The sequence below is a fragment of the Nesterenkonia muleiensis genome, from assembly GCF_003600155.1.
Classification (GTDB): domain Bacteria; phylum Actinomycetota; class Actinomycetes; order Actinomycetales; family Micrococcaceae; genus Nesterenkonia; species Nesterenkonia muleiensis.
The window spans coordinates 58,153-82,762 of the sequence record NZ_QWLD01000004.1 but is presented as its reverse complement, the minus strand read 5'-3'; the positions used below and the strand labels follow the sequence as shown (position 1 = coordinate 82,762).

The window sequence follows — 24,610 nt, the reverse complement described above, 5'->3', positions numbered from 1 at the left end:
CGCCCGGTGAGGACGACGGCGCTCTGCGCAGCGGGTGGGCGCGGCCCTACTTCTTGAAGGCACCCTTGATCTTGTCGACCAGCCCTTCGAACTTCTCCTTGAGGCTCTCGGCGGCCTCAGCAGCCGGAGAGGCTTCGCTCTCGGTGCTGCTGCCCTGGTAGATCTCCCGGAGCAGCCGAGCGGTCTCCGACGGGGTCTTGCCGACCTTCACCCCGGCGGCCTCCAGCGCCTCCTTCTTGGCCTCAGCGGTGCCGGAGGAGCCGGAGACGATCGCCCCGGCGTGGCCCATGGTCTTGCCCTCCGGTGCGGTGAAGCCGGCCACGTAGCCGACCACCGGCTTGGTCACGTGCTTCTTGATGTACTCGGCGGCGCGCTCCTCGGCGTCCCCGCCGATCTCACCGATCATCACAATGGCCTCGGTCTCCGGATCGGCCTCGAAGGCTTCCAGTGCGTCGATGTGGGTGGTGCCGATGACCGGATCGCCGCCGATGCCGATGGAGGTGGAGAACCCGATATCGCGCAGCTCGTACATCATCTGGTAGGTCAGGGTCCCGGACTTGGAGACCAGGCCGATCGGGCCCTTGCCGGTGATGTTGGCCGGGGTGATCCCTGCCAGGGCCTCACCGGGGGTGATGACTCCGGGGCAGTTCGGACCGATGATCCGGGTCACCGGCTTGCCGTCGGCACCGGTCTTGGTCAGTGAGAGGTTGAAGAACTCAGCAGAGTCCTGCACCGGGATGCCCTCGGTGATGACCACGATCAGCCCGATGCCGGCTTCGATGGCCTCCACTGCGGCGTCCTTGGCGAACTTCGGGGGCACGAACAGCACCGAGACATCGGCACCGGTGGCCTCCATGGCCTCGGCGACTGAGCCGAAGACCGGCAGCTCGACCTGCTGCCCGTCGGCGTCCTCATGGGTGACCGTGGTGCCGGCCTTGCGGGCGTTGACGCCGCCGACGATGCTGGTTCCTGCCTTGAGCATCCGGGCGGTGTGCTTAGTGCCCTCACCACCGGTGATGCCCTGGACGATGACCTTGGAGTCCTTGTTCAGGTAGATAGACATAGTGAATCCTCAGTCCTTACTTGCTAGCCAGCGCAGGGTTGTTTGCGAGTTCAGCGGCCTTGTCGGCACCGCCGTCCATCGTGTCAGCGGTGATGACCAGCGGGTGGTTGGCCTGCTCCAGGATTCGGCGGCCCTCCTCCACGTTGTTGCCGTCCAGGCGGACCACCAGTGGTTTGGTGGCAGTGTCGCCGAGGATCTCCAGGGCCTTGACGATGCCGTTGGCCACGGCGTCGCAGGCGGTGATGCCGCCGAAGACGTTGACGAATACGGACTTGACCTGATCATCGCCCAGAATGACGTCGAGGCCGTTGGCCATGACCTCGGCGGAGGCGCCTCCTCCGATGTCCAGGAAGTTGGCCGGCTGCACGCCGTTGTGCGCCTCACCGGCGTAGGCGACGACATCCAGGGTGGACATGACCAGACCGGCGCCGTTGCCGATGATGCCGACTTCTCCGTCGAGCTTGACGTAGTTGAGGTCATTGGCCTTGGCCTTGGCCTCCAGCGGGTCCTCGGCGGACTCATCGACCAGGTCGGCGTGGCCGGGCTGCCGGTAGGCGGCGTTCTCATCCACGGTGACCTTGCCGTCCAGGGCGATGATGGCACCCTCGCCGGTCTTCACCAGGGGGTTGACCTCCACCAGGGTAGCGTCCTCCTTCTCGAAGGCGCCCCAGAGCTTCTGGAAGACCTCAGCCAGGGCTGGCCCCTCCTCGGGGCTGAATCCGGCCTGGGCTGCGATCGCTGCTGCTGCGGCGTCGTCGATCCCGGTGTTGGGGTCGAAATTGTACTTGACCAGCTTCTCCGGGGAGTCCACGGCCAGCTGCTCGATCTCCACGCCGCCTTCTTTGGAGGCCATGGCCAGGTAGTTGCGGTTGGCACGGTCCAGCAGGATGGAGAAGTAGTATTCCTCGGCGATGTCTGCGCCCTGGGCGATCATGACCCGGTGCACGGTGTGCCCCTTGATGTCCATGCCCAGGATCGCCTGCGCGTGCTCAAAGGCCTCATCGGGTGTCTTGGCGAGCTTGACGCCGCCGGCCTTGCCGCGGCCGCCGACTTTCACCTGAGCCTTGACGACGACCACGCCGCCAATCTTCTCGGCTGCTGCTTTGGCTTCTTCAGGGGTGGTGGCCACGATTCCGGCAAGCACGGGTACTCCGTGTGCCTCAAAAAGATCGCGCGCCTGGTACTCATACAGGTCCACGGGTGGTGTCCTTCTGCGTCGAAGTCAACTTCACTTGCCGAATGCCGCCAGCCACAGGAGTGCTCAGGCGACTTTCTCCACTGGAGCATATCGCAGGAGCAGTCTCTTCTCCGCCCCGGCGAAGCTGACCTTGGCCACTTGCTTATCCCCTGCACCTTCCACCGCGATCACCTCACCACGGCCGAAACTGGCGTGCTGCACCTGATCACCGGGGTTCAGTGCCGGAATCTCGCGCTCTGGGTTCACCTGGGTGCGCGGCGCACTCTTGGCAACTGGTGTGAATGTGACATCGGAGACCGGGCCAGACCCCCCGGTCAGCGCGGGCTCGGCACCCCATCCTGTGCCGCCTGAGCCCCCAGAACGCGGGGATCCGGGCCGGGGCGCAGAAGAGAACAACGACGACGACGCCCCGCTGAGCTCCACCAGTTCCTCGGGGATGTCTGCCAAGAACTGACTGGGCGGGTTGTACTGCGTCTGGCCCCAGAGGCTGCGGGACTCCGCACGGGTCAGGTAGAGCCGCTGCTCGGCGCGAGTCAGCCCCACATAGGCCAGCCGCCGTTCCTCGGCCATCTGCTCAGAATCCCCCATGGAACGTTGGTGCGGGAACACTCCGTGCTCCATTCCTGTGAGAAACACCACAGGGAACTCCAGTCCTTTTGCCGTGTGCAGGGTCATCAGAGTGACCTGGCCCTGCTGAGCCGCCAATCGCTGAGACTCGGCGTCGGGGGCATCTGGGATGGCGTCGGCGTCGGCAATCAGGCTGACCTGCTCCAGAAAGCCGGCCAGGCCCGGGGTGTCCTGTGTGGCCTCGTACTCCTTGAGCACGGCCACCAGCTCGCCGAGGTTATCAGCCCGGGACTCATCCTGCAGGTCCTTGGACTCGCGCAGCGCAGCCATCATCCCGGACTGCTCCAGGACTGCCTCCAGCACCACCGAGGGCCGCTCGGAGTCTGCCAGTGAGGCGACGTCGTCCATCATGCGCACGAAGGAGCCGATGGCCTTCACCGCCCGGGAGCCCAGCCCGGTCTCCCCGCCGTCGTGTGAAACAGCCCGGCGCAGCGCCTCGAAGAAGGTGGTGCGGTCACGGGAAGCCAGCTGGGCGATGCTGGATTCCGCCTTGTCCCCGATTCCGCGTTTGGGTTCGTTGAGGATGCGGCGGAGGTTGACATCGTCGTCGGGGTTGTTGATCACGTGCAGGTAGGCCAGCGCGTCCTTGATCTCCTTGCGGTCGTAGAACCGGGTGCCGCCGATGACCCGGTAGGGGATGCCGCGGTTGATCAGTCGCTCCTCCAGGGACCGGGACTGGGCGTTGGTGCGGTAGAACACTGCCACATCCGCCGGCCGGATTCCGTGGTCGTCACCAAGGGCGTCGATGGTGCGGGCGATCCATTCGGCCTCATCGGACTCCGAGTGGGCGGTGTGGAGGCTGACCTTGGCTCCGGAGCCGTTGTCGGTCCATAGCTTCTTCTCTGTGCGAGCGGGATTCTGGCTGATCACCGCGTTGGCGGCGGAGAGGATGTTCTGGGTGGAGCGGTAGTTCTGCTCCAGCTTGATGGTGGTGGCCTCCGGGTAGTCGCGCTCGAATTCGACGATATTGCGGATGTCCGCGCCCCGGAATGCGTAGATGGACTGGTCGGAGTCCCCCACGACGGTCAGTGACGCCGGGGCCGTGTCCACCTCCTCATGGTGTGCTGTCAGCAGCCGGATAAGCCGGTACTGGGCATGGTTGGTGTCCTGGTACTCATCGACCAGCACGTGGCGGAACCGACGCCGGTAGTTGTCCAGCACAGCCGGAAAGGCGTCCAGCATGTACACGGTTTCGGCCAGCAGGTCGTCGAAGTCGTAGGCATTGGCCGCCCGAAGCCGGGTGGTGTACTCGCCGAAGATGGTCGAGACCGCCTCGCTGAAGGGCTCATTCGGCGCTTTGGCCCTGAACTCCTCGGCGTCGACCAGCTCATTCTTCAACGCTGAGATCTTGTTGCGGATGGCACGGGGGTTGAACCGCTTGGGGTCCAGCTGGTGCTCCTTGGCGATCTGGGTGATCAGGCGCAGCGAGTCGGCGGCGTCGTAGATGGTGAAGCTGGACTTGCGACCAATGGTGGCTGACTCAGCGCGCAGGATACGCACGCAGGAGGAGTGAAAGGTGGAGATCCACATCCGTTCGGCGGCGGGGCCGATCAGTGCGGCGACCCGGTCCTTCATCTCCCGGGCGGCCTTGTTGGTGAAGGTGATGGCCAGGATCTCGTGCGGCCGGGCGGCTCCGGTCTGGATCAGCCGGGTGATGCGGCGGGTGAGCACCCGGGTTTTGCCGGATCCGGCACCGGCGACGATCAGCAGCGGTCCGCCGGTGTGCAGCACAGCGTCCTTCTGCTGGGGGTTCAGCCCGTCAGTGGCATCAGCCGACGATGACGCCCCACTGTCCTGCAGCACCGCAGCGCTCGTGTCATCCCACCGGCCGGATCCGCCCTCAGCGTCCCAGGCCGGGCCGCTGCCCGGGGCAGACTGGGGCAGCCGCGGGTTCGGCGGCGTCGTCGTACTGGGTTGAGCAGGCGGGGTGAAGAGGAATTCCATATCCCCTCCAGTCTACGGCCCGGGACGGAGGCCCTCATGATCAGTGCCGGCCGGATGCCTGGACCGCGTTGAGACGGCAAGAACATCACGTCAGGCCCTGTGGTGCCGATCATGTGCATGTGTCTCCGAAAGGTCTCGGCCGATCTCGACCAGAAGCTTGGTGACCTCCCGGACCGCGAGCCGGGCATGCCGGTCCGGGCGGCTCAGTGCGACGATCGCCCGCTCAGCACGCACGCCGGTCAGTGGCCGCAGCACCACCCCGTCACGGGCTCGGGTGGTGAAGCGCGGAAGCAGGGCGACCCCCTGTCCCTGTGCCACCAGCGCCTCCACCAGGTGGTTATCCCTGAGCCGCACCACTCGGCGGATGCTACGGCCGGTCAGCTGCTCGATGGCCACCGGTATTGAGTCGAACGGATACCGGTGCGGCACACCGATCCAGTCGCAGCCGATGACATCCTCGGGGCTCAGACTCAGCCGGCCAGCCAGCGGGTGATCCTGAGGAAGCGCTATATCCAACGGCTCCCTGGTCAGCACTGTGCTGATCAGGCCGGAGGCTCCTGTGGGGACGTCACCGGTGAGGCTGTGGCCGATGACGATGTCGGCGTCCAGCGTCTGAGCGGCGAAGTCCTCCTCCGCGATGTCGAAGTCATCGAGATCGATCTGGATGGCAGTGGCTGCCAGCGCGTCCATCAGCGGGGGCAGCAGGACCTCCCCGGCACTGGGCAGAGTGCCGATCCGCACCTGCCCTCGTGGGGCTCCTGCAGAGGCCTCGACTCTGGCCTGCAGGCGGGCGATGCGCTGGAGAATATCCTCGGCACCTTCTGCCAGCAACTGTCCGGCCGCAGTCAGCCGGATGCCCCTGGACGCCGGTTCCACCAGTTTGACCCCCAGTTCCCGCTCAGCTGTCCGCAGCTGCTGCGAAAGAGCAGAAGGCGTGCGGTGGGTCGCAGCGGCCACAGCGGTCAGCGTGCCCCGGCGAGCGATGTCGCGAAGCAGGTCAAGGTGCCTGATCTCCATGTAGTTAGCCTACATATAGATTTCATAAATATTCAGTAGACCTACATTCTGAGTCCGGTGATGATGTTGAGGTGCCTCTTCGACATGTTCTCCTCGCACTCGCCGTGGTCACCCTGTGGGGAGTGAACTTCATCGCCATTCACTTCTCGCTGGAGCATTTTCCGCCGTTGTTCCTGGTGGGGCTGCGTTTCACGGTGCTGGCACTGCCGGCGCTGCTCTTCATCCCCTGGCCCAGGGTGAAGGTCGCACATCTTCTGGGCTACGGCCTGGGATTCGGCACCCTGCAGTTCTTCGGCCTCTATCTGGGGATGTCAGCGGGCTTCCCCGCCGGACTGGCCTCGCTGGTGCTCCAGGCCTCGGCCCCGTTCACCGTTCTCCTGGGGGCTCTGCTGCTGCGCGAGAAGATCACGGGCCGCCGGGCACTTGGGATCGCAGTCGCTGTCGCCGGGCTGGCCGTCGTCGGGGTCTCCAGAGGCTCCATTGACGGCTGGCTGCCCTTCCTTCTGGTGGTGCTGGGGGCATTCGGCTGGGCCTTGGGGAACCTTGCCTCCCGGCAGGCGCAGACTGACCGTCCGCTGGCCCTGGTGATGTGGATGGCCGTGGTGCCTCCGGTGCCCATGTTCGCCGCCTCCCTGCTTGTCGAAGGACCGGAGCGGATCTCATCGGCTCTGATCGCCTCGATCAGCCTGGAGGCGCTGCCGGGATGGGCCGGGCTGGTCTACACGATGCTGTTCGGCACCATTGTCGGCTCCGGGATCTGGGTGTGGCTGATGCGCAGACATCCTGCCGGCGTCGTCGCGCCCTTCTCCATGCTGGTGCCGGTGGTCGGTATCCTCGCAGCCTGGCTGATGCTTGGCCAGGTCCCGACCTGGCTGGAGCTGCTCGGCGGCCTGTTGGTCATCGGCGGCGTGCTGTGGTCCTCCACCCAGATCAGGGTCGGATTGCTGCCCACACGGGGATCCCGGCTGCGGGCTTTGCGCACTCCACCGGCCACGCCGTAGGCTGAACTCTCCGACCAGCACGGGCGGCTAGGGTTCCGCCGGCGTCTGCCGGGACTGGTTCAAGCGCCGCAGCGTGCCGCTTCAGGGCGGCATTGATCTTAAGGGATAGAAACCTCCAGGAGTGGAGTCGGCATCTTGTCATGCCGTCGCCTGCCTGAGAGGTTTCCCATGGACCGTCCCCACTCTCCCACTCCGCACTTCCGCCGTCTGGTCTATGCGCTGGCTGTCAGTGTGGGCGTCAGCTTCGGCGCCATCCTCTACGGCACCTCGGTGCTGATCACCTCCTCAGCCGCAGGTGCGGAGTTCTCGGTCTCGCTGCTCTCCACGGCGTTTTCGGGGTCTGTGCTGACTGGCGCCGCGGTGGCGGTCCACATCGGCCGGCATGCGGATCGGCACGGCATCCGTGCCATGGTTGCCCTCGGCGGGCTGCTGGTCTTCCTCGGGTTCTTGGGGTTCGCCGCCAGCACCTCCGGGTGGCAAGTCCTGACAGTCTGGTGGATCCTGATCGGCCCCGGCAGCGCGATGGTGCTGTTCGAACCTGCCTTCGTCGCCATCCAGCAGTGGTTCGGCCGGGAGAGGCGCAACCGTGCCGCGGGCATGCTCACCCTGATCACCGGTCTGGCCGGTCCGGTCTTTGTGCCCACCACCTCATATCTGGTGGAGCTTCTCGGATGGCGTCAGACAGCGGCCCTGTTGGCCACCACCGTGCTGATGACCTGCGGTGTCACCGCGGGTTGGGCGCTGCGCGCGGCTCCCGTGAGCAGAACACCGGAGCCGCCCCGGGATCGCACCGTCGACGGCGCCAGCACCCCGTCTGGCGCCCGGCCCAAGCTGCCCGCCGGCTTTGTTCCACTGACCACCGCGTTGGGGCTGACCATGGCAGTGCTGGAGTCCTTCAACGTCCACCGCATCGCCCGGTTCGAGGCCTCCGGCTTCGACCCGCAGCTGCTGGCATGGTGGGCTGCCGCCGTCGGCCTGCTGAGCCTGCCGGCTCGGTTCCTCCTGCCGGTGCTGGCCAACAGGTTCGATTCCGTCACGCTCTACATCGCAGTGACCATCCTGATCATGCCCGCTGTATGGCTGGCGATCAGAGGCACCACGGCCTGGGAGATGAACGGGCATTTCATCCTCTTCGGGCTGCTCTTCGGGGCCTTCATCCCGCTGCGGGCGGTGATCATGAGCGACTGGTACTCAGGGCCTCGGTTCGGTGCGCTGATGGGTGTCCAGGCCATCGCCATCGCCCTGGGCCGGGCCGCTGGGCCCGCAGCAGTCGGCTGGCTGGCGGATAGCCCGCTGGGCTACTCCGGCGCGATGGCACTGCTGGCGCTGCTTCTGCTGCTCAGCTTGATCCTGCTCCTGATGTCGTTGAACAGACGGTAGCTGCCCTATGGCGAGGATCTCTTGAGGTTTTGGTGGAGTTCTTTCCGGGATGCCACCTCTAGTTTCGAGAGAATGTTCGCCACATGCGATTCGACGGTGCGCCTGGACAGCACAAGCTCTTCTGCGATGTCGCGATTTTTCAGGCCACGGCCGACCAACGCGGCAATCTGTTGCTCACGCGGAGTAAGACCGTGGAGCCTGCCGTGGAAGGCCTGTTCTGGGTATTGCCGTGCTGACGGGGCGGTGGGTGTCTTCACGCTGGCGCGTAGGGTTTCAGCACGGCCAGTCAGGCCGTCTGCACCGCATGTGTCAAAAAACTCTTCGGCCCAGAGGAGAAGATCGTAGATGGTGTCAGCCCGATCAGCTATTTCACTGCTGTGAGCATTGTAGAGCGCACCGATATCCAGTATTAGCAGTCCACGGTGAAAACCGAACGTGCCACGTTCAGGTTCAGTGATTGTTGACCTGGGCGGGGCGAGGGTATCGATCCAAGAGACTGCGTCGAGAAGGTGGTCGATTGCCTGTTCTGGGTCTGCACTGCTCAAACCGCAAAGGTAGCTCTGTGCGTAGTCCCGCAGGGGTTCCAATGCTGGAAAGTGCCGGTTTTCGGCCAAATTCCGCAGGGTAGTCAAGGCATGGTGCTGCTCGGTGTTGTGCAGGGCGTGCGCCAACAGTGTGGTGGGCATGAGCCCAATGGCGGTCCAGGCGTAGTCGCTGTCGCGCAGCGTGAGCAAAAGGTCAGCGGTTTTCTGGTGATCCTGGTGCGCTGAGCTGATCAGGGCTTCAAGATAGCGGCGAGTGTTGATCACCGCGGGCAGCTGACCGATGTCTTGAGCGCGGCCGACAGCGTCAAGAATGCGGTGACCGCCTCGTTGACCCCGAGCGGCAGGAATCAGAGCCGCATAACAATACGCGATGAGCGCATCGGGTGTTTCGCCGTGCTCGAGTCCGTATTGGGCGGTCTCCACTGCCAGTTCCTCTGCCTGGTCCCAACATCCCGCGTAGAACAAGGATCTGACGAACTGGCCCCGGCTGAAGTGCCCGCCATTGGAGTCACCCCCTGTGGCGTAATTGATGTCGCGGCAGATTTCTTGCAGGTGGCCAAAAGCAAGCTGAGATGCACCGTGGGAGCGTAGGTAGGCGGCCACGATGGCTTGTACCGCCAGATGGTGCCGACTCTTTGGACTCTCTTTCTTGAGACGGTCGAGGAAGGCCAGCACCTTGGTGGTGAAATCTGACTCATGAGTTCTTCGGGTCAACGCATCGAGTTGCCGCTGAGCCTCAGAGAACCGCAGCAGCTGAGGATCCTCTGTCTCGGAACGCAGTGGTTCATCGCATAGTGTCCAGCATGTTTCGAGAATCAATCGCAGTCCAGTGAGCGTTTCGGTGTCATCTGATCTCAGCCCGAGTGCTGCAGAGGTACCGCTGTCCAAGGCAGCCATAGCCCGGGAGAACAGCATGCGCGGCGGACCGATCACACCATGAATGGTGCTGTGATGCCCACAAGCTGCGGTAGCGTGCGCATACAGCAGCCGATCATGGCAGTGCCGGAATGATCCCTCCTCAACGCCGCGCAGATGCGCGACGGCGGCCGGCATGTCCCCGCGGCCCAGTGCCGTCAGAGCCAGGAGACTGCCACGCTGGGCGGCAGGGGCGAACCTTCGGTATAGCTCCTCGAGGTCGGGATCGGCCAGCAGGCTTCCTCGATCGCTGCCCAGGACCAGTTCCACTAAGGATTCTATGGTGGATGTTGTGGGGCGAAGCAGGACTGTCTTGCGCAGTACCTGCCAGGCGCTCTGAGCTTCTTGGCGGCCGGTGAGCTGATCAGCAAGATCACAGCCAAAGTCGGCAGCCTGTGAGATGGCATCGGTGGTGCCCAACAACCTTGCGGCTTGGAAATGGTGCTCGAACGCCTCCGTTTCAGCCGCAGACGCAGCGAGCGCGTAATGGAACCGAGCATGATGTTCGGGGTTCAGCGTCGCGGTGAGCACGCTGCTCCAGCTGCGGCTTGGCAATCGATACCCGTAAGCGGTCTGGTCATAGACCAGCAGCCCTGCACTGACAAGACGGTCCAGATCCGTCACATGACAGCCCACCGCAGCAGTGATGTGAGTTGAGGGCTGAGGGCGTTTCGCCGCAGCCAGGAACTCCAGAACATTGCGGTCCGCGGAAGGCAATGGGTCGAACTGCCCGGCGACTCGCCGTCTCAGCGGATGGTCGGGCCGGCAAAGGTCCTGACGGCAGGCGTTGAGAGCGTGTTCGATTCGACGCCCCGGGTAGGGCGGATTCTGGACTAACCACATGCCGACCTCATCAACCAGCAGGGGCAGCCCCCCTGTTTCTTGATGTACCTGCGAAGCGACGCCCGGGGATATGGGCAACCCACTTTTCTGTTGCAGCACCTTCCGGACCTGAGAGACGGTAAGGTGCTCAAGCCACAGGTGGGAGGCTTGGGGTTGAGACTGTGCCAACCGTTTCAGCTGTGCGAGGTCAGCACGTGTCGAAGGGCGCATCGACACGATCAGAACACCCGGGAACGCGTCCGAGTGACACAGACCTTCCCAGAGGCCTTCAACAAAGCGTTCATTGGCCCAGTGGATATCCTCAATCACTCTCACTGCTGGTTGGGGACCTTCTGGGAGGAATTTGCTGTCCGTCACCTGAAGCTTCCCTGCATGGTCATGAGCTAGGGTCCCCGAGTCCTGTCCGCAGCTTGCGCTGTGACCAGTGAAGGATGGCTCCAGAGCACCTTCGCGCTGCCGGTCCTCTTCGAGAAAGTAGCAGAAAGAAGCCCGGGAAAAATCGGTAAGTGATGTCAACGCGTGTTCAATGAGCGTAGATTTGCCGATACCGGCGTAGCCCTCAATGAGCACGAACTGGCCGACACCAGTCGCAGCATGATGAATATGATCCCGGATTCGCTCAATCTGGGCATGGCGCCCCAGGCACGGCCCGGCTGAAGTGCCCGCCGTTGGTGTCATCTCCTTATGGCCTCCAGTGTAAAACCCTGCACCCGGTGACGAGAGCATCTCCCACACTACACATGGTGAGCGATGGTACGGAGTGGTCCTCAGTAGTTTTCCAGAACTACGGAGATCGTTACGGAGTTTTGTGCTGGTTGGCCTCTGATGAGAATCTGCAGGGTTTAGTGTGCTGACATATGCAGTGCTTTCGCTGGCCTCCGAGCAGGTCAGGTCGCTCACTGTGCGCTGAAGGCGAAAGAACACTACATGAGGGGATCAGATGCTCGTCTGCCTGAGACCACCTAGCAGCCAGTTCGGCGGCCCATGGCTGATGCTGCCGACCCACCAAATCAAGGCACCACCGCCCCCAGATCAGTTTCGGCAGGGACAGTACCGTCCATACCCAACACACACCTTTGGAGTCCCCAACAGAAACGCAGATCATGAGTGAGAGCCCCCAGAAGAATCGTCGCGATCAGGCGCACCACATAGCGGAGACCGCCCAGGCCCAGAATGGGATGCTGTTGCTGGTCACCGGCGCAGCCGGTATGGGAAAGACCTACTACCTCCGTGCCGTCGGGGACAAAACGAGCCATGCAGAACCTGCGGACGCTCACCGCCACTATGTGTACGCCGATGCCTTCGAGCAGAATATTCCGTACAGCTTCGTTGAACGCCTGCTCAGCAGCGGCTTGGCTGACGAGCCGCATGTGGAACCAGATACTGAACCTGTGGAAATTGCCCGCCACCTCTTGCGGCACCTTGTAGAAGTGCCAAGCGGAGTCCTGCGTACCGTGCTGATTGACGACGCCCAGTGGATCGACGAAGAGTCCACCCGCGTCCTGCGCTATGTGATTCCCCGGGTGGTCCAGCAGGGAGTGTTCGTAGCCTTCGCCGCACGCACTCCTTACCATGAGGATTCCTTCACCGGATTTCTGCAGAGTGTCACCGAGTCCAGTCCGATTCACCGTTACCGGCACCTTGAGGCTCTCTCCACCAGTGACATCAAGGCGCTCGCGGTTGAACGTTTTGAGACCGCGATCTCCACGCGGACTGCGCAGTCCATCCTTGAAGCCGCCAGGGGCACTTTCCTCGGCGTGGATAAGGTCTTCTCGGGTCTGACCCCCGGCGAGGTCAAGACGATGCACCTCACCTGGGATCTCCAGATCCGAGGGGCTGCTGTGCAGAATGACCCGTTTCTCAGTGGCTACACCACCATGGGTCCGGCCGGGAAGCTTGCCGCGGAGGTGGCAAGCTTCGCCTCTCATGAGATACCGAAGGCTGTCCTCAGGGATGTCGCTGAGAAGCTCGGCCACACGCCCGACATCGACGAAGCATGTGCAGCAGGCATTCTGCTGGAATCCGGATTCGGCAGTTCGGTGCTTGTCTCCCATGCACTGATCGCACACGCGATCCAAGAGGCTGTCCCCGCAGAGAGGGCCAAGGAGATCTACCGTGCACTGGCCGCGGCCTCCGAGGATCACGCAACGATCTCCTACGCTCTGCGCGGTGCCCAGCAGTGGGACGAAGACCTGGGAGCCCGCGTCGATGACCACGTCAACACCGCCGTGGAGAACGGGCATTACCGATATGCCAACGACATCCTGAGGGCGAGCATCGATCTGGCTCCCCCTGCGGAGCGCCAGCGGCTCATCACGGATCTGGCTCTGCTCAACATGCGCAGGAAGACCGGTTTCGCCGTGATCGACCTATTGCCCGAGATTGAAGCGATGCCCTATTCACCGGTGCGCGAGTTCTTAGCCATCGTGCTGGGGTATTACAAATTCGAGGATGTTGCGGCAAACCAGCGGGTTCAGACGCTGCTCCAGGACCGCAGCCAGGATCCGGAGACTCGCACGGTTCAGGCGTTCATGTGTTTTATGTCTGTGATGATGATGCTGCGCAGCCGGGAGATGGAAGCCCTTCACACCCTGATGGTGGCGGCTCGGCCCATCTGGTCCAATGCTCCGGAGGACCCCGGGGAACTCACCGACCCCCGCCTGGCGTGGATGGTCGCCCCCCGGGACTTCGAGGTACTCGTCGACTCTTTCTCGATCGTCCCGCTGTACCTGAACAACCAGCTGGAGCAGGTCCGCGAGCAGATGCCGACATTGGTCGAGCGGCTGCGCCAGCGGCCGCCGAGCTCCTATAAGATCGACGCGATCATCCCACTCGCCGGTGCGGCCGTCGCCCTGGACGACATCGAACTCGCCAATAGCCTGACAGCTGAGGCCACTGAAATGCTGGGCACCGTGGACCCGCCCTGGGCCTCAGGAAACGTCCGAGTGATCTACGCCCACACGCTCCTGTTGCAGGGCAGGCTGTCTGAGGCGAACCGTGTGCTCACCGAGAACGAAGAGCTGTCATTTGATGTCCCGGATCTCGAGACCAGGTTTACCTCAGCCGCGCTGCGTGCCTGGCTTGCGGCGGTCACCGGTGACGGCAATGGCCAGATGCACCTGGAGGAGACCAAGCGGCTGCACGAGGTGGAATGGGTGGGCTACGGCTTTGATCTGGCGGTCATGGCAGAGTGTGAGATCGCACTGCTGGCGGGCAAACCAGAGGATATCCTGGCCGCGACAGCCCCAGAGCAGGTTGAAGGCCTCATCGACACCAGGCGCGGGTTTCTCACCCACCGGGTCCATGCCCTCATTGATTGTGAACGGTTCGATGAGGCCGAAGAACTCATCGGCACACTGGCCCAGTGGCGCGGCATCAAATGGGCCGAGACCTGGGGAACGCTCTGCTGGCTTCAAGCCCGTATGGCCCACTCGCGCGGCCACGATGCCGAAGCTGACGAGCTTTACCAGCGTGCGGTGAATGAGACCACTTATCCACTCCCCAAGGCGCTGACCCGAAGTGACTATGGCACTTTTCTTGCGTCACGGCAGCGTGGGGCTGAAGCGAAAACACAGTTTCGCAAAGCCACGGAGACTCTGAACCGCATCGGTGCCGTCGCTCATATATCACGTGTAGTGGACCGTTCCACGGCTCTGGGAGACCTCGACCATTTGGCCCATCTGGAACTGCTGTCTGCGCTGACTCCCCGGGAGCGTGAGGTCGCTCACCTCTTGGCTGAAGGCAGCACCAACAAGCACATCGCCGATGTGCTGTTCGTCTCGCAGGCGACGGCGCGCTTCCATGTCTCCAATGTGCTGCGGAAGCTGGGCATCACGAACCGGGCCCAGGTGGCTCGGGTGCTCCGCGGCCCGGTGGAGACTCACATGCCCTCATAGCGCGGCCTGTTCCGGAAGGCCCTGTGCAGGATGAGCCCGGAGAATGCCAGCAGGGCCCCCACCAACGCTGGCCACATGACGTTGGCACCAGTCACCGGCAGGGAGTCCCGTGGCTGCTCTGCTGCCGCGGGATCACCTGGTGCATCAGGCTCTGGGCTGGGTGTGGGCTCGGGCTCGCTCGTTTCCGGCGGTGGAGCTGTCGGCGTGGTGGGCTCCTCCGGCTCGGTGGGTGTGGGCTCCGGTTCTTCCGGTATCTCTCCGCCGAGGGTAAGAATCACGTCGAAAGAGGCGCTGCGCGGATCTACGTTAGCGGTGTTCCCCGAGGTTGCTTCGATCGGGAACTCATAGCCGATCGAGACCTCGGTCTCCTCCCCCGGGGCGAGGTCGGTGGTGAGGATCTCGGTGGTCTCGCTGGCATCCAGGTGTGTCATCGACGCCTCACCGGTGCTCCAGCTGACCGTGAGGTCGTCGTAGAAGTCACCTTGATGGCCCGCCCCGGAATAGTAGCCGGATTCATCTGGGGCCTGGTGGTTCGGGTTGTAGTGGACGTCTTCACTATCAGGGTCAAGAAGTTCCACATTGGTGATCACGGCATGCAAGACGCCCTCGGTGGGGCCGTCATTGCGGACCACAAGGGTGCGGGTCGCCTGGTCCCCTGGAACAGCAACCGGTGTGCCCACGAAACTCTCGGTGGTCGTGGCGGCATAGGTGCTGCCGTCCCATGACAGCTGGATGGAATCATCATAGGCGGGGCTCGCAGAAGCTGCCGCCATGGCGGCTCCCAGCAGGCTCGCGGTGAGCACACCCGCCCCGGCCGCATGCACAAGGGTCTTCCGTTTCAGCCGCATGATCATGGTGTCTGGTCTCCTGCCCGGAAGGTCTCGTAGCTGAATTCGATCGCGTGGTCTGCCTCATCCTCGGGATCCAAGTCGGAACCGACCACAGCATCCCAGTCGTCGTCGTCGGTGACCGCCTCTCCTCTGGGATCATCGGCGGTGACAGCACCGATGTTCTGGTAGGTGCCCTCGCCCGGCAGATCTTCCAAGATGGCCGTCAGGCACCAGTACTCCTCAGTCAGTTCTTCAGAGTCGGAGTAGTCGGCGCTGACCGGTGTGGAACTGAGTTCCTCGGGTTGCTCCTGGGTGTTTTCTACGGTGCATTCCTCTGCTGTGTCGACCGGAAATATCGTGACATCGGCAGCACCGAAGATGCCCTCGCCCCAGTCCGGCTCGGCAATCTGGTACGTCAGTCCCTTGTTGCCCTGGCTGAGGGAGTCGGTCTGCAGCGGGATCGCGATCTCTTCGTTCTCCATCAGAGTGGAGGCCTCTTCGGCACCGATGGTCGTGGAGACGCTGCCCGAGGGGGCCGGCTCGGTGTCGTCCAGGTGCCCGGCGGCGAAATACTCATAGCCGGAGGCGATGTCTCCGGTGAACTCCTCTTGGTCACTCCACAGCGCCAGAGACGCTCCGCCGGTGCCCAGCGCAATTCCCAGCAGACCCGCTGTGCCGACCACAGCTGCGGTGCGGATTCGGCGCGGTCCCTTGATCTCCGTCTGATTGGTCACTGGAAACCATCCCCTTCACGGATCTGTTCGAGTCCGACGCTGAAGTCCCCCAGGTCAACGACCTGGGGCTCGCTCTCGGACCCGAAACGGTCCTCTAGATCATCAAAGTCCAGCGCGAGGCTGAGGATGAAACCTTCACTCCTCGCCTGACCGTCAAAGTCGAGAACTCCCAGGTCCACGCTGGTTGCGCCGTCAGGAAGATCACCGGAGACCGGCATACCATTCTCATCCAAGACCGGCTCCCCGTCCGCGTCCAGGAGCTCATAGCTGCCGCTGACCCCCTCGGGAAGGTCGGGACTCCGTAGCCAGTCCAGTCGGAGGTCCGCACGCATGTTGTCGCCGTCGAGTTCGATAGCGAACTCGTAGCCGGCTCCGACAGTATCTCCCTGCCGAACCAGGAACTCTTCAGGGTCGATGTCTCGCGGAGTGCTGTCCACATCAGGTGATGTCTCGTACCACCGGGGGTTCTCGCCGTCGTCGACACTGATGTCGAGAGCACCGGCGACGATCACTGCCTGGTCTGTGCCGGAGGTCCCGTTCCAAAGAGCGAAGGTGCCTCCTGCCGCCCCTGCTCCGGCCACCAGTGCGGCGGCTGCCAAGGCGGGCAGCGGCCATCTTCTGGTTCTGTTGAGCACTTCAGTCTCCTTGTGTCTGCAGCGCCGAAGCAGCTGCATTGCGGTCGTTCTTGCTTCGTCTGGCCATCATGCTGGAGCCCACGGCGTAGATGCCGTATCCGAGCAGTCCGCCTCCGGCGATGATGATCAGGGTCTGGCGATCCTGGCCCATCACGTTGGCAACGTGCCCGATGTAGGGCACGTGGTAGATGACTTTGCCCATCACCTGGTTAGCCACTATGGGATCGTCCGGCGCCCCGTTGGCATCCCCCTGGGTCACATAGGTGATGCCGTCTGGGCCCTGGCGAACCCCGGTGATCCGGTGGGTGACCAGCGTCGGGTCCCCGGAGACGGGCTGGAAGGTGACCACATCGCCGATCGCATAGCTGTCGCGGGGAACGGAGATCACCATGTCTCCGGGGGAATAGGTCGGTTCCATCGATCCACTCAGGACGGTCAGTGGTGCCCCGTTCATGGCCCGGGGCACCACTGCCACCGCAATCGCCACAGCCAGCACTGCCAGCAGCAGAACAAAGGCACCGCCGGAGACGACTGCGCGCCACGCGCTAGCCGTGCTCTTCTGCTGCTGTGTGCTGGTGCGAGTCATGGTCTCTCCTGCTCAGCTGGGCGGAACGCGCGCTTGCCCGGTCCGCCCCGATGGATCACTCGTAGCCTTCAACGCCTTCACGGACCTGGGTCAGTTCGACGCTGCCGCCGGCCAGTGCCGCGGTGGACTGCACCAGCTCGCGCTCAGGGGTGTCAGTATCGAAGTAGACGGAGACCTCCACAGAGAACTCAGCCTGGCCGTCGGTCGTATCGGGGACCTGGATCAGATTCTCCGCCAGAGGGTTGTCCTCTGAGGCCAGAGTCACCGTGACACTGCCGCCGGTCCCACTGGCAACCTCCTCGCCCTCTGCGTCCAGAACGGTGTACGTCACCTCCAGACCCTCGGCCAGTTCGCCCAACGGCTCGCCTCCGCCGACAAATGCGAGATCGGCGACCAGGTTCTCGCCTTCGAGCCCGACATCGACCGGGAAGGTGCCTTCGATAGTGTCACCTGGGATGATCTTGAAATCTTCCAGATCGATCGAATGCGGGTAGTCGCTCCGATCCTTGGAGACGTCCTTCCACGATGACTTGAGGAAGTCCACCTCCAAGTTGCCGGAAGTGATCGTGCCGCCGTCAACATCGGCCGAGTCGCTCCACAGCGCGTAGGTGCCACCGCTCATCAGCAGTGCGACACCGGCGGCACCAGCCACAAAACCTGTCATTTTCTTGTTCATACTCTCTCCATTCGGTGATTCTGGCCCAAGCTAGCTCAGGCCGGTGTGGTGATTCTGACTATTCAATTAGGGGTCTAGGGCTGTCACCGCACCGGAGGCGGTGCAGGTCATGGACTCATCGGGATCAAGCGAGGTCCTGGGGCATTCCACCCCGTCCGGGTCGAGCTGGTCGTCGGTCACCTGAATGTCGTGGAGCACAGTTTCACCGGTGTTGGTCACGGTGTAGGTCCAGGTGATCGTCGCCCCGTCGGTGACCTGGGCTCCGGCCTCGATCTCCTCAGCGCCGTCCAGGCCACCGGCATCCGGGGTGTCCCAGGCCTGCTTCTCGACGGAGATGCCAGGGACCAGCTGCTGGACGTTGAGGAAGGTGCAGTCGACGTCGTCGCCGACAGTCACCGTGAGTTCCGCGCGGCTATCCCCCACTGGCACGTCCTGACCGTTGACGGTGCAGGTGATGTCCTCCAGGGACCAGCCCTCGGCGGCCTGCTCGGAGCTTAGGATCTCCTCGATGCTCAGCTGTGCAGGCTCTGGGGTCGGGGTGTCGAAGTGAAGGTCGTATTCGACCTGTCCCTGATCATCTGTGGTCTGGGAGGACTCTGGCGAGAGCGTCCCGCCGGTGGTGGAGGCGCCGAACTCCCAGCCTGCACCTCCGTTGCTCGGCGTCTCGTCCCCGAAGACGAGGGTCTCTTTGGTGATCTCGATGCTGGCCTGGCAGGTGGCGCCGAGAGCGATCTCTTCGAGCAGGTCGGCCAGCCTGGCCCAGTCTTCCTGGAAGTAGTCGGCCTCGTGAGCCTGTTGCCCTGCGTAGCCGTTCGGTCCGGAGATGGCACTCAGGTTGGCGGGGTTGCCGCTGACACCGGCTCCGACGCCGACGGCCAGCGTACGGGTCCCCTGGCTCTTCAGGGCGTTCGCGGAGAAGATGGCCTGCTCCGCTTCAATCAGACGCGTGCTGTTGCCCGGCCCCGAGGGATTCTGGCCCGGCCCGTAGAAGGTGGGCAGGCCGTCAGTCACCACAACGGCCAGGTCATAGTTCGCGCTGGACTGGGCGGCCTGATAGATGCCGCGGTCCCAGTTCGTGCCTCCCCCGGCCTGGTAGGCGTCAATACGGTCCTTGATGGTCTGGAGGTTGTTCCCCTCATCGATCGGCATCAGGTCATAGTTCCGGCCCGTTGACCCGTTGTTGCGCGGTGCGGTGGTGGCGAACGTGTAGAGTGCCAGGGAGGATCCGGTCCCAGCCAAGGCTTCCGTCATCTCTTTGGAAGCCTCCTTGAGGTCTCCCAGGGCTCCTACGTTGGACACTGAGCCGGAGAGGTCGAGCACCAGGGCCACATTCAGTCCGGCTTCACAGGTTTCAGGCAGTTCCGGATTGGCCCGGGAGCTCTGCCAGACTCCCCCTGAGGCGGTACTGCCGGAGCCGGACATGAAGTCCTCGCCAGACTGATAGGTATTTCCGGCCCGAACACCCCTGTTTGAACCGAGTATTGTGCTGTACCCAGTGCGGAACGCGTAGCTCGTCACGGACTGATTGTTCGCTCCACCAGTGACCAGTCCCTGGTTCAATTGCCAGCCGTCAGGAGCGGACTCAGCAACCACCCAGAACCGGCGGTCTCGGTTTTCTCCGGAACTCGTAGGAGGAAATACCGATCCCGATTGGGTCTCCGGGATCACGAAGGAGCAGTCGCCGTCTGCATCAGACTCACACGTGGCCCACTCTTCTTCGACCGGGTCGCCTGGTCCGCCGCTGCCGCCGTCATGGAGGCGAAGGGTCACCCCGGCCAAGTTGCCCACACTGGTGTCTCCTGAGCGGTCACCGCCGACGTTGACGTTAATGATCGCCTCCGTGTCTTCCGGCTCCGGGACCTCCATCGGAGTGGCCAGGTCCTCATCCTCCTCGGAATCCTCAGTACGCTCCTGAGCAGAATCCTCAGACTCCTCAGGTTCGACCGGGGTTTCGGACTCAGAGGGGTCCCGCGCCGTATCACCGGTCTCGGTAGGGATCGGCGAATCCGACTCCTCGGCCTCGGTCTCCGTAGGACTGGGCGAACCCGACTCCTCGGCCGCAGTCTCCGTAGGGCCCGGCTCCTCAGCTGGATCTTCTGTCGGCTCAGCCGTTTCTTCAGTGCTGGTGGTTGGCTCTCCAGTCGGGGAGGCGACCGGAGAGCTCTCAGACTCGACAGGCTCCGGGGAGCCGGACACGTCTGCCGCGGCGGACGCAGCTGGTCCGCTGAGGCTGACCAAGCCAACTGTCAGCACCGCGGCGAAGAGCCGCGCTGGAGAACGTCGGTGGTCGGCGCGGTGGCGCAGTGGACTGTGAACGAGCGAGTTGTGTTGCCTCACGCGATTCCCCTTCGTCGGTGCAGGCCGGATCCTCCCGGATCAGCAAGGTGGAGCCGGGCCTCAGAACGTGATTCGTTCATGGCCCCTCGATGAACATCACAGTCACTCTAGGGAGCAGCCCTGCGGTGGGGCACCGGCCAAAAAGATAGCTCTGGCGCTAGATCATGGAGGGAAAACGGTGAGGATTCGTTGGGGAAGTGTTTAACCGGCGTTGGGAAAAGATGACGGACTCCCCGCGTCAGGGGCACGCATCCGACTCTGGGAAGATGGAACTATGTCCAAGCGGCGGAAGAAGACTCGTGGGAACCCGCAGCAGCACACAGACCGCGGCAATGTGCCGAAGCAGCCGGCTGAAAAGAAGGCCAGGCCCGCACCCCAGGAGCAGGGCTCACCCCGGATTCTGGTGTACGCCCTGCTGGGTGTGGCGCTGTTCATGGGGCTGTACCTGCATGCCTATGCCATGCCCCAGCTGACCTACTTCGCCGACGGCCTCTCGATGCCGGGGGCACGGATCACCGGGTACGACGCCGCCGACATCCTGGCTCTGCAGGCAGCCTTCGAGGACGATGCCGCAGGACAACTGAACTTCCTGCACAAAACGGCGGGCATCATCTTCCCGGTGGTCTTCTTCCTGGCGACCTGGGCCGCACTGGGACTGCTGGCCCGGGGAGTGTGGCGATGGGCGGTGGTGGCCGCAGCCGCCGGGTTCGCCGCCGTGGACATCACCGGGAACTTCCTGGTCGACGCGGTCCTGGGCCACGATCCGCCGGAGCCGACTCTGGTGACCCTGGCCTCGGTCCTCACCCAGATCAGCTGGGTTCTGCTGGTACTCCTGTCAGTCACTGTGGTCGGCGTCGTCGTGCGTGATGTTGTGGTGACCGGCAGGCGGGACAAACCGCAAGGCTGATAACCGCTACCATAGTGTGGTGCTGGATTCAGGCACCCCCGCCTCCGTAGCTCAGGGGATAGAGCACCGCTCTCCTAAAGCGGGTGTCGCGCGTTCGAATCGCGCCGGGGGCACCAGAGCGTCATTGTTCGAACCAGCGACGCGCCCGCCCGGCGATAAAGACTGATGGATCAGATCTTCAACATTCGCAGGATGAAGAAAGCCGCTGATCCGAACATGAGGGCCATGCCGAACCAGATTGCCGGACTGGCTGGCCAGTCCCCGGCAATACTGCCAAGCATGGTGAAGTGGAGCACTGCCAGACTGAACGCCAGCCAGACCATCATCTGCACGGCGTTCTTGTAGTGGGCCTGGATGTTCTCTTCGGTGACTTTGCCAATTCCGTAGTTGTAGATCCGGGGGTATCGGGTGAGAACAACGCAGCCGACGATCACCGCAAGCGATAAGCAGGCGAGGATCAGCATCTCCCAGGGGGAGCCGTACCGGTTGACTGAACCATCGGCTGAGAAGTGCATCGGAACCTGTTCCGGCATCGAGGGGATCCGTGCCACCATCCAGAGGGTGTAGCCGATGGAGACCACTAAACTGCCGGTCAGCAGAAACCTGTGCACCGGATCAAGGGTGAAGCCCGGCTGAGGTCGGCTGCGCACCGTGGGGTAATGCAGCGCGCCCTGCTCATCACGGAACGGCACCCCTCGGCGCAGTGCTTCCACGTAGTTACTCACCGGCTCCCGGGGCTCAGTTCGCTCGGTCATCGCATTCCCCCATTGTCTCCCGTGACGATTATCCCAAAGCCTGAGACCCAGCGCTGAGCACTTCGTGATGAGCGGCGCACCTGTGGACCGACGAGTAGTGTTGGCGGGCACACCACCGGCGAACATCATCATCAACCCTCCCCCATCGGCGCTGGGATCCTGCTCGGCCAGAGCAGCACCATCACGACCATTGCAATGCTATTTCAATCAATTGATATCATGTGAAATATGGTTTCATCCAGAGAGAGTCTGGTCTCACTCAGGGCACGGCTGCGGTCACTGGCGCCCGGGCTCAAGGAGGGGCATGCCCGGGTGGTGAATCTGGTGATCGCTGATCCGCAGTTCGTCCTCAACGCCACCGCCGCTGAGATCGCCGAGCGCTCGGGGGTCTCCGCGGCCACCGCTGTGCGCGCCGCACGCTCGGCGGGATTCTCCGGCCTGCCTGCGCTGAAGCAGGCCCTGGCCGCAGCACTGGGCAGCGGCTCGCCGGTCACTACCCCGAAGGCGCTGGCCGAAGTCCGCACCGCCAAAGACCTCACCGATGTGATCCTCGCCAGTCACGCAGAGAGCCTGCGCGCCGCCCAAGACACCATCAGCCCATCCACTCTGGCAGCCGCAGCACAGCAGCTCCGGAGCGCCGGGCGGGTGCTCCTGGCCGCATCCGGCACCTCGCTGCCAGTGGCCACCGATGCCGCCTACCGGCTCACCATGGGCGGTCTGACGGTCCAGCACTCCGCCGACAACTACTCCTCGGTGGTCCTGGCGGGCCTGCTGCAACCGAAGGATGTGCTCATCGCCGTCAGCCACTCCGGAGTGACTCGCCAGACCCTCGACGTCGTCGATGTCGCCCAAGCCGCCGGGGCCTCCGTGATCGGCGTCACCAGCTTCTCCGGCTCACCCCTGGCCCGGACCGCCGATCTGCCGCTGATAGCCATCGGCAGCACAGGTACCGAGCAGCTGGTCGAATCCTCCAGCCGCATCGCCCACCTGGCCGTCGTCGACCTTCTGTGCTCGGCGGTGGCTCTGGGACTGAACGCATGAGCACCACAGCCCTGTCCATGGTCCTGGCGGCCGCGGTCTTCCACGCGGTGTGGAACCTGGCGGCCAAGACCTCCCGTGGGGACACCACAGTGTTCGTGTGGATGTACTACTCACTGAGCTGCCTCATCACCCTGCCGGTGGGCCTCATCCACATGCTGGTCAGCGGGGCCAGCTACGGATGGGAGCTGCTGGGGGCCTGCGTGGTCACCGCGCTGCTGCACATCGGCTACGCGATGCTCCTACAGACCGGGTACCGCAAGGCCGACTTAGGCGTGGTCTATCCGGTGGCCCGCGGCGTCGGGCCGGTGCTGACCATCGTGGTGGCCGTCAGCTTCCTGGGGGAACGTCCGGCACCCCTGGCACTGCTCGGCGGCGTGGTGATCATCAGCGGAATCCTGATCGTCACCGGCCGCAGACTCTTCCAGCGCTCCTCCGGTCTGGCCACCGGCCTGTTCTACGGCGGGGCCACCGGCGCCATGATCGCCGCCTACACCCTCTGGGATCACTTCAGCGTCAACACCTTGGGCATCGACCCCATCATCTACTTCGGCCTCGGCGGACTCTTCCAAGCCGCGCTGATGCTGCCCTGGGTACTGCGCAAAAGGGAAAAGGTCACCCCCACCTGGAACGCGGACCGGCGTCCGGCGGTGATCATCGCCCTGCTCTCGCCGCTGGCCTACATCTTGGTTCTCTACGCGATGACGATGGCCTCAGTCGCCCTGGTGGCCCCGGCCCGGGAGTCCTCGATCGTGGTGGGAGCACTGCTGGCCTGGTGGCTGTTCAAGGAGAAAGACCCGGCGCGCAGGATTCTCGGCGCTGCAGTCGTGGTGCTCGGCATCAGCCTCATCGCGACCAGCTGAGCAGAAAAGCGGAGCACGACGGCGCCTACCGGTCCTGACCACGGGTCCAGCCCGGCAACCCACCACCGTCGCCAGGGTTCTGTCCGCCGGGGCTCGGCGCGCCTGGCGGCTGGTGGCCCCCCATCTGCGGAGGGTCGGCCATCCCACCGGGCGGGCCGTAGCCCGGCGGTGGCCCATAGCCCGGCGGTGGGCCGGCGACCCCTCCGGGTGGCTGGGGGCCATAGCCGATCGGTGCACCGAAGCCGGTGCGCTCCAGCGGCAGTCCCAGGAACAGGGAGATCTCCGCTGCCTGCTCTAACAGCGGCTGGGCTCCGCCCAGGCCGCTGCGCTCCTGCTTGCCGATGATGACCTCCGCACCGTCGCGTGTCACCAGCGCCAGCGTGGAGACCCTGTAACGGGTGGTGCCATTCTTGTTCCGGCTGATTCGCTCATCGGTGTGCAGAGAGAGATGGTGGCCGTGGGCGGCGTCGAAGGTGGTCTCCTCCTTCTTCAGGCCGAACCAGCTGCTGACCAGCGTACGGCTCTCACCGTAACGACGCAGGAGGGTGCGGACCCGCTTGCCACTGCCTGCGTAGGAGATGCCGAAGGCCAGGAAGACCACCGGCAGGATAAGGACCCACCACGGGGTGGGCATGTGCTCAGAGGCGCGATGGGCCACAAAGATGTTTGAGGCGATCGTCATGCTGAACAGGAAGCCCCCGATGCCCAACCCCAGGCCGAGTGCCGTCCGTGCTCCGGTGGCGGTGCCGCTGCGCAGTTCCACGCTGTTCTGCTCCGGGCCCTGACGTATCCGCATCACATTGCTCCGTTCCGTCGATTC

Annotated in this window: 19 protein-coding genes, 1 tRNA gene and 1 pseudogene; 7 read left to right on the top strand and 14 right to left on the bottom strand. The window is 63.8% G+C overall.

The genetic code is table 11. The features are described from left to right. Nucleotides 1-46 precede the first annotated feature (46 nt). From sucD to DVO78_RS02550, 4 genes are all read right to left on the bottom strand, one after another. Nucleotides 47-1,063, bottom strand: a complete 1,017-nt coding sequence (sucD, locus tag DVO78_RS02565) for a succinate--CoA ligase subunit alpha (RefSeq protein ID WP_238385107.1) — start codon at nt 1,061-1,063, stop codon at nt 47-49. A 16-nt stretch (nt 1,064-1,079) separates the two neighbouring features. Continuing rightward, complete coding sequence (gene sucC / locus DVO78_RS02560; RefSeq protein WP_120003247.1) at nt 1,080-2,261, bottom strand: ADP-forming succinate--CoA ligase subunit beta; 1,182 nt, start codon at nt 2,259-2,261, stop codon at nt 1,080-1,082. 63 nt (nt 2,262-2,324) lie between these two features. After that, nucleotides 2,325-4,832 carry a DNA helicase PcrA gene (pcrA, locus tag DVO78_RS02555; protein ID WP_120003246.1) on the bottom strand — a complete coding sequence of 836 codons (2,508 nt, stop codon included), beginning with the start codon at nt 4,830-4,832 and terminating at the stop codon, nt 2,325-2,327. Between the two features lie 90 nt (nt 4,833-4,922). Continuing rightward, nucleotides 4,923-5,849, bottom strand: a complete 927-nt coding sequence (locus DVO78_RS02550) for a LysR family transcriptional regulator (protein ID WP_120003245.1) — start codon at nt 5,847-5,849, stop codon at nt 4,923-4,925. Between the two features lie 71 nt (nt 5,850-5,920). On the opposite strand from DVO78_RS02550, the gene DVO78_RS02545 reads away from it, so the two are divergent. Together DVO78_RS02545 and DVO78_RS02540 are read left to right on the top strand one after the other, a co-directional pair. Continuing rightward, nucleotides 5,921-6,850, top strand: coding sequence for an EamA family transporter (locus DVO78_RS02545; RefSeq protein WP_120003244.1), 930 nt, complete (start codon nt 5,921-5,923; stop codon nt 6,848-6,850). Nucleotides 6,851-7,018: 168 nt separating this feature from the next. Continuing rightward, the gene (locus DVO78_RS02540; protein WP_120003243.1) at nt 7,019-8,230 is read left to right on the top strand and encodes an MFS transporter; all 1,212 of its coding nucleotides are present in this window, start codon (nt 7,019-7,021) and stop codon (nt 8,228-8,230) included. A gap of 5 nt (nt 8,231-8,235) precedes the next feature. On the opposite strand, the gene DVO78_RS02535 is transcribed toward DVO78_RS02540, so the two are convergent. Together DVO78_RS02535 and DVO78_RS18285 are read right to left on the bottom strand one after the other, a co-directional pair. Beyond that, nucleotides 8,236-10,533 (bottom strand): response regulator transcription factor, encoded by a 2,298-nt coding sequence (locus DVO78_RS02535; RefSeq protein WP_238385106.1) that lies wholly within the window; start codon nt 10,531-10,533, stop codon nt 8,236-8,238. A 288-nt stretch (nt 10,534-10,821) separates the two neighbouring features. After that, a pseudogene (locus tag DVO78_RS18285) lies at nt 10,822-11,211 on the bottom strand (ATP-binding protein); the annotation flags it as partial. A gap of 425 nt (nt 11,212-11,636) precedes the next feature. Between DVO78_RS18285 and DVO78_RS18120 the strand changes: the two are divergent. Further along, nucleotides 11,637-14,429 carry a LuxR family transcriptional regulator gene (locus tag DVO78_RS18120; protein ID WP_120003241.1) on the top strand — a complete coding sequence of 931 codons (2,793 nt, stop codon included), beginning with the start codon at nt 11,637-11,639 and terminating at the stop codon, nt 14,427-14,429. Here the strand turns inward: DVO78_RS18120 and DVO78_RS02525 are convergent. The 6 genes from DVO78_RS02525 to DVO78_RS02500 all read right to left on the bottom strand — a co-directional run bounded on the left by DVO78_RS02525 (nt 14,414) and on the right by DVO78_RS02500 (nt 20,227). Further along, on the bottom strand, nt 14,414-15,283 hold the full coding sequence (locus tag DVO78_RS02525; RefSeq protein ID WP_120003240.1) for an LPXTG cell wall anchor domain-containing protein: 870 nt from the start codon (nt 15,281-15,283) through the stop codon (nt 14,414-14,416). The genes DVO78_RS18120 and DVO78_RS02525 overlap by 16 nt on opposite strands. Continuing rightward, entirely contained in the window at nt 15,280-15,993 is a 714-nt protein-coding gene (locus tag DVO78_RS02520; RefSeq protein WP_120003239.1) for a SipW-dependent-type signal peptide-containing protein, read from the bottom strand. The genes DVO78_RS02525 and DVO78_RS02520 overlap by 4 nt, the downstream gene beginning before the upstream one ends. After that, nucleotides 15,990-16,628, bottom strand: a complete 639-nt coding sequence (locus DVO78_RS02515) for a hypothetical protein (protein WP_120003238.1) — start codon at nt 16,626-16,628, stop codon at nt 15,990-15,992. The genes DVO78_RS02520 and DVO78_RS02515 overlap by 4 nt, the downstream gene beginning before the upstream one ends. A gap of 1 nt (nt 16,629) precedes the next feature. Beyond that, nucleotides 16,630-17,214, bottom strand: coding sequence for a signal peptidase I (locus tag DVO78_RS02510; protein WP_120003237.1), 585 nt, complete (start codon nt 17,212-17,214; stop codon nt 16,630-16,632). Between the two features lie 55 nt (nt 17,215-17,269). Continuing rightward, on the bottom strand, nt 17,270-17,890 hold the full coding sequence (locus DVO78_RS02505) for an alternate-type signal peptide domain-containing protein (RefSeq protein WP_120003236.1): 621 nt from the start codon (nt 17,888-17,890) through the stop codon (nt 17,270-17,272). A 66-nt stretch (nt 17,891-17,956) separates the two neighbouring features. Continuing rightward, entirely contained in the window at nt 17,957-20,227 is a 2,271-nt protein-coding gene (locus tag DVO78_RS02500; RefSeq protein WP_120003235.1) for a DUF7507 domain-containing protein, read from the bottom strand. Between the two features lie 274 nt (nt 20,228-20,501). Between DVO78_RS02500 and DVO78_RS02495 the strand changes: the two genes are divergently transcribed. After that, a complete protein-coding gene (locus DVO78_RS02495; protein WP_120003234.1) occupies nt 20,502-21,134 on the top strand; it encodes a hypothetical protein in 633 nt (210 codons plus the stop codon). A gap of 40 nt (nt 21,135-21,174) precedes the next feature. After that, nucleotides 21,175-21,250 (top strand) — tRNA-Arg (locus DVO78_RS02490). 54 nt (nt 21,251-21,304) lie between these two features. Here DVO78_RS02490 and DVO78_RS02485 read toward each other — a convergent pair. Beyond that, nucleotides 21,305-21,889, bottom strand: a complete 585-nt coding sequence (locus tag DVO78_RS02485) for a DUF1648 domain-containing protein (RefSeq protein WP_157983819.1) — start codon at nt 21,887-21,889, stop codon at nt 21,305-21,307. A 228-nt stretch (nt 21,890-22,117) separates the two neighbouring features. Between DVO78_RS02485 and DVO78_RS02480 the strand changes: the two genes are divergently transcribed. Both DVO78_RS02480 and DVO78_RS02475 read left to right on the top strand, forming a co-directional pair. Continuing rightward, nucleotides 22,118-22,930 (top strand): MurR/RpiR family transcriptional regulator, encoded by an 813-nt coding sequence (locus DVO78_RS02480; protein ID WP_120003232.1) that lies wholly within the window; start codon nt 22,118-22,120, stop codon nt 22,928-22,930. Further along, a complete protein-coding gene (locus DVO78_RS02475; RefSeq protein WP_120003231.1) occupies nt 22,927-23,790 on the top strand; it encodes a DMT family transporter in 864 nt (287 codons plus the stop codon). Before DVO78_RS02480 ends, DVO78_RS02475 begins: the two co-directional genes overlap by 4 nt. Nucleotides 23,791-23,815: 25 nt before the next feature. On the opposite strand, the gene DVO78_RS02470 is transcribed toward DVO78_RS02475, so the two are convergent. After that, a complete protein-coding gene (locus tag DVO78_RS02470; protein ID WP_120003230.1) occupies nt 23,816-24,586 on the bottom strand; it encodes a hypothetical protein in 771 nt (256 codons plus the stop codon). Nucleotides 24,587-24,610 lie beyond the last annotated feature (24 nt).